This window comes from Clostridia bacterium (genome assembly GCA_014360065.1).
Classification (GTDB): domain Bacteria; phylum Bacillota; class DSM-521; order Neomoorellales; family JACIYF01; genus JACIYF01.
Map to the genome: position 1 here is coordinate 1 of JACIYF010000148.1, position 5,382 is coordinate 5,382.

The following is a 5,382-nucleotide window of genomic DNA, read 5'->3' on the forward strand; positions in this document are numbered from 1 at the left end:
CGACCAGCTTCAGAATATCAGGACAGTAATAGTCAACACCGCCGATTTCCCGGGAGCGAACATACCTGAGGGGATGCTGTCGCTACAGGAGCTGATGGAACAGTCTTCTCCTGAAAACCCGGGGATTGACATTCACCCCCTGGATTACGCACGGATGATCTATACTTCCGGCACCACCGGACGCCCTAAAGGCGTGATCTCTCGCCATGCCCTTCCCCGGGAGGGTTCACCCTTTCCCTGGGCCTATTCGGAAAACGATATCCTCTACACTTGTTTGCCCCTGTTTCATGCCAACGCCCTCATGGTCTGCAGCGGAGGCGCTCTCCTGGCCAACGCCAGTGTAGCCTTAGCCCGGCGTTTTAGCGCCAGCCGCTTCTGGGACGATACCCGGAAATATAACGCTACTGTCACCTTTTTCTTGGGAGCCATGCCGGCTATCCTAATGAAGCAGCCGGAAAAGCCCAATGATGCCGACAACCCCATTCAGTGGGCGGTCAGCGCGGCGGTGCCGAAGGACATCTGGGTGGAATTTGAGAAGCGGTTTGGGCTCAGACTGCAAGAGTTTTACGGGGCAGTGGACGGCGGCGGCTTCCTATTTAATCCCGAGAGCAAGCCGGGATCTATGGGGAAAGTTCCAGAACTGTACGAGGCGCGAATCGTGGATGAAGATGGCAACGACTGCCCTCCTATGGTACCGGGAGAGCTTTGGCTCCGCTCCACCGACCCGGCCCGGCGGATCATCCTAACTCCAGAGTATTATAAGGATCCCGAAGAAGCCAAGCTCCGCATCACCGAGGACGGTTGGGTGAAAAGCGGGGACTTTGCCTATCGGGATGAAGAGGGTTGGTATTACTTCGTGGACCGCAAGAAAGATGCCATTCGCAAGAGCGGCGAGAACATTTCCAGCTGGGACGTGGAGCGGGTTATCGAGGCCCACCCTGAAGTCCTGGAGGCGGCGGCCTTTGGCGTTCCCTCGGAAATGGGGGAGGATGAGGTCAAGGTCAACGTGGTTCTACAACCAGGTGCTAAGCTGACTGCCGAGGAGCTAATTGCCTGGTGCGAGCCCAGAATGGCTTATTTCATGGTGCCCAGGTACGTGGAATTTGTCGATAGCCTTCCCAAGACCGAAACCCACCGGGTAGAGAAATACAAGCTCAAGCAGTTGGGAGTGACTCCCAATACCTGGGATCGGGTTAAAGCTGGCTATCAGCTGAGGAAATTCTGAACGAAAAAGGTGGTGCGATGATGCCTCGTATCTATCTCAACGAGTACCCCTTTCGTTCTCCTGAGGATGAGGAAAGGAAACAAGGGACGTTGCTGGCAGCTAGGTTACTGGCGGGGGCGGCTTTTACGGCTCCCAAGGCCGGCGGGGTCGATCAGATTGAAGTGGAGATCGTTTACGGCAAGGCTGAACAGGATGCCATAGCCAATAAGATGGAGGAGCTGGCCAAGGCTAACCCCAAAAACCGCCTGTGGAAACCCATGTTTAAGTCGGAGGCGGTGATGGTCAGGGAGGCAGATTGCATCCTGATCTTGGGCAATTTCCGGGCCGCCCAGACTCCCATCGACCTAGCGTGCGGGCTATGCGGCGGGGTAGCCAACTGTGACCGGGTATATCAGGCCAGGGCTAACCGTTACGGTCAAATTGATCTCGCCGATAGCGAGCCCCGAGGCACCATAATCAACGGTCCCCTGTGTTGCATGCGGACCACCGATTTTGGTTTTGCCATCGGTTCGGTGCTATATCTGGCCAACCGGCTGTTCGTGGATGCTCGGCCCTTTATGAGCGTGGGAGTGGCAGCGCGGCACCTGGGCTATTGCCCCAATTCGGAAATCGTGGTGGGCATTCCCCTAGCCACTCTTTCCAAGAACCCCATGGTGGATATCTTGCCCGATTATCACTTCTTCAGCCGGGATCGGGTAATAGATAGTACTCGCAAGACTTACGTAATTGCCCGGATGGTCAACTGGTTCGATTATCGCAATTGGTACCCGAAAGAAGCGGAGGTGCCCCTGCGCCAGCTGCGCCGGGAGAATCCGGAAGAAGCGCTTAAGATGGCGGAGGCAGCTGAGAAGGAGGACGAGTCCATCTAGGTCGGGGCTTGCGGGAACTCGATCAGGTAAGGGAGGGAACAGAAGTGGCGGTTTACGATGGTATCAAGGAAGCCAACGACTACTTGATAGGGGTGGCCAAGAAGGCGGTAGTGGCAGCCCTAAAAGCTCCCCAGGTGACCGGGAAGCTCCAGCTGAAGGCCTCCATTATAACTGGGGAAGATTTACTTCCATTTATCGAAATCTTAGGAATCTTAGGTGAAACGTCTGATTTCATCCGTGGCGATCACGTGACCCTAAAGAAAAACTACGAGAAGGGTACCCCGCCGGTCATATTGGCCTTGGGGGCCAACTGTAGCGTTTCCGAGCTGAACTGGAATTGTGGTGCCTGCGGCTTCAACACTTGCGGTGAGTTTAACCGGTTTGCCAGGGAAAACCAAGGCATGGGTTCTGCTTTTACCGGGCCATCCTGCGTATGGAAAACGGTCGATTTCGGGGCGGCAGTGGACTGGGCGGCGGCCGCCATCTGGCATGAGAACGTAGACAACCGGGTGCAGGATTCGGTGGGGGCGGTAAGCTCGCTCTTGGGCTATAACCCGGGGTGCACCTATAACATTGGCATTTCCTTGGGCCCGCCTGCCGACCTAATCTGGTACAACCGGCCCGATCTCAAACATGACTTTAACCAGGCCGATATCATGCAGTCGCTCTTCCGTACCATCCCCGAACATTTCCTCTGCTTCGTTGGCGATGGTAACCCGCAGTTTAAATACACCCACCAATGGTTCCAAGAGCCACGTTTCCTAGCGGCCCTGCCCAATGAAAAGGCTAGTGAGATCCGGGCCGACCAGTTTGAGCGCATAGCGGAGGTGATATTTAGCGTTACCCAAAAGCGGATGCAACAAGCCAGCAGTCAAGAGTCCCAGGATTAGGGTGGATGTGACTGCCCTTGGACCGTGCCCAGTCCTCTATTCAGCACCGCCGGAGTCAGCGGCGGAGTAGTGGGCAGAGCAGAGGGCTAGCGGCCCGGCTGAATGAAACCGGGTTTTAGAGGAGGGGAAAACTTGAGTAGCAAGCCTTTTAGTGACGGCTCCATACCAGGTTTGGAGGAGTTATTTGATTACCGTTTGATGGAGGCCATCTTTAACCGGCGCTGCCGGCGCTTTGGGTTGGGTATGGAGATCGATGAAGGACCCCTGAGTTTATCAGATAACCCTGCTCAAACCCGCATAAAACCTGAAAAGGTTTTTTAATAAAGAGCACATTTTGCCACTACTTTACCTATTCCTGGAAGTCATCAGCAGCTATCACATTGTTTGGTTGTTTCATCCGCAGCAGGCGCAGTATCTTGTTGCCCAAATCAACTCCTTTGGTTTTAATGTAGTAAGCCTTGCCGTCAATCTCGACTTTGGCGAAGTTCATGGAGTTGATCGCCTCCCGGATCTTTTCCGGAGAAGCCTTGATTCCGGCATTTTGCAGCCTGAGCTCGAGGGTGCGGGCCAGGAGGAAGGCCAGAAAACAGACCACAAAGTGCCCTTTGATCCGCACCTCCGTCCAGTGGAAGACTGGCTGCACCTCCAGGGTGGATTTCATGATCCGGAAGGACTCTTCGATCTTCCAGAGGTTGTGGTAGGCGTCCAACACCTCTTTAGCGCTCAGGTTTTTCTCATTGGTCTGGATGCCGTAGTAACCGTCGAACTGCTCGTCTCGTTTGATGGCTTCCTCATCCAGGACCCAGTCGGAGTCTGCACCGATTTCTTTAAGAAATCTCTTGCCGCCCCGCTTGTTGCTGGATTTGATCCTCGATTTGTCGGCGAGCAGAGTTTTGGCCTTTTCGATCAGTCTTTCCCGGTCTGCCCTGTCTTTCCTGGCTCTTTTTTCGGAATAAGTGATGATCAGGTTCTCTTCCAGGTTGTAAACATTGCCGTCTTCGTCTTTAAAGCTGTTGATGTAGTCGATGATTTTGTAGCGTATCCTGTCTTCCGGCTCCGTGGAGTCAGAGGATATGATCTCCTGATAGCCTTCAGGTGAGAAGATCTCCTTTTGAATGCTTTTCTTCATTTTCCTCAGGCGGGAGGCGAAGATGTAGCTAGCACCTTTGTCCAGGATCTTTTTGAGATTGAGCTTGCTGTTGATCCCCCGGTCGGCGACGATGATCACCTTGCGGATATGGAACCTCTCTTGCAGCTTTTCCAGGGCTTTCTCCAGGGTATTGCCGTCAAAGGTGTTCCCCGGGAAAAGGTCATAGCCGATGGGTCTTCCTTCACAGTCGAGCAAAAGCCCCATGACTACCTGCACTTCGTTGAACTTGCCGTTTTTGCTGAAGCCGAAGTCCCGCAAGCTGTCAGCCTTAACGCTCTCAAACGAGAAGGTGGTGACATCGTACAGAACCACGTCCACCTGCATGTTGAAGAGATTGACGTTCTTGTAAAAGAGCATCTCTTCCAGTCTCTCTTTGTTTTCGCAGAGGATATCCAGGGAGCGGTAGAGGTGGTTTAAGTCTACCTTCGGCATGTTCACGTACCGCTGCTGGTTGTTGAAGGTACCCAGCTTGCTCATGGGGTCCAACAGGTGCTGGATGGCCATCAGGAAACAGGCATCGTTCAGGCTGAACTGCACTTTGGTGCCTGCAGTAAGGGATGGCAGAAATTCGTGCAAACCAAACTCCTTCCAGATTTTTTGGTAGACGAGGTAACCCCAGTTTAAGATCTCGGCCTCTGATGCGTTGTTCAGATCAAGTGTTTGCTTTTGCTTTGCTTTGGAGAGTTCCACCAGGCGCAGGGCGAGGCGCTGGATGCTGGGGTTGTTCTCGAGCATGTCGAGCCTGCCCAGGTTGAGCAGAACTTCGTGTTTGGTTCTGCCGTTTTCCCGGTAGGACCTGATAAGCTGCACATATTGGTAATTGTTTGATTTAGTAATCTTCAGGAACATGCCTGTATTATACCATAATAGCGTGGATTATTCCAGCATAAACTGGGTTTTTAGCAAAATAGTTTGCCACTACACTTTTTGCAAATTTTCGTCTCGCCATTGCCAAAAATGCCGTTGTTAAGCCATTTTTCGTTTTGAAATTCGGCCAAAATCGGGGTCAACTGACAAACTCGAGATTACCGTTTGATGGAGGCCATCTTTAACCGGCGCTGCCGGCGCTTTGGGTTGGGTATGGAGATCGATGAAGGACCCAATAAATTCAAATCAGAGCACGAGCCCATACCCCTGACTGAATTGGAAGAAGCCATCCTGGTTCTCGGCAGCCTGGGAGTGACCGGGCTCAACCTATCGGACGCTCCTTGGCAGGGGCAATTTGGCGGCATGGAAACCATGCTCCAC

6 protein-coding genes are annotated in these 5,382 nt (G+C 53.3%); 5 read left to right on the forward strand and 1 reads right to left on the reverse strand.

All coding sequences use genetic code 11. From position 1 onward, the window contains the following. From H5U02_13740 to H5U02_13755, 4 genes are all read left to right on the forward strand, one after another. The coding region (locus H5U02_13740; GenBank protein MBC7343484.1) for an AMP-binding protein at positions 1–1,225 on the forward strand (1,225 nt) is incomplete at its 5' end. A gap of 17 nt (positions 1,226–1,242) precedes the next feature. Continuing rightward, a complete protein-coding gene (locus tag H5U02_13745) occupies positions 1,243–2,094 on the forward strand; it encodes a hypothetical protein (GenBank protein MBC7343485.1) in 852 nt (283 codons plus the stop codon). Between the two features lie 44 nt (positions 2,095–2,138). Beyond that, complete coding sequence (locus H5U02_13750; protein MBC7343486.1) at positions 2,139–2,984, forward strand: hypothetical protein; 846 nt, start codon at positions 2,139–2,141, stop codon at positions 2,982–2,984. A gap of 132 nt (positions 2,985–3,116) precedes the next feature. Next, complete coding sequence (locus tag H5U02_13755) at positions 3,117–3,305, forward strand: hypothetical protein (GenBank protein MBC7343487.1); 189 nt, start codon at positions 3,117–3,119, stop codon at positions 3,303–3,305. Positions 3,306–3,333: 28 nt separating this feature from the next. Here the strand turns inward: H5U02_13755 and H5U02_13760 are convergent, their stop codons facing one another. Beyond that, the gene (locus tag H5U02_13760; GenBank protein MBC7343488.1) at positions 3,334–4,983 is read right to left on the reverse strand and encodes an IS1634 family transposase; all 1,650 of its coding nucleotides are present in this window, start codon (positions 4,981–4,983) and stop codon (positions 3,334–3,336) included. Positions 4,984–5,166: 183 nt separating this feature from the next. Between H5U02_13760 and H5U02_13765 the strand changes: the two genes are divergently transcribed. Further along, positions 5,167–5,382 (forward strand): hypothetical protein (locus H5U02_13765; protein MBC7343489.1); only part of this gene is annotated, 216 nt, incomplete at its 3' end.

What these genes read in the sequence shown, in the direction of transcription:
- H5U02_13745 (MBC7343485.1), top strand. Translation starts at nt 1,243, where the DNA reads ATGATGCCTCGTATCTATCTCAACGAGTACCCCTTTCGTTCTCCTGAG.
- H5U02_13760 (MBC7343488.1), bottom strand. Translation starts at nt 4,983, where the DNA reads ATGTTCCTGAAGATTACTAAATCAAACAATTACCAATATGTGCAGCTT.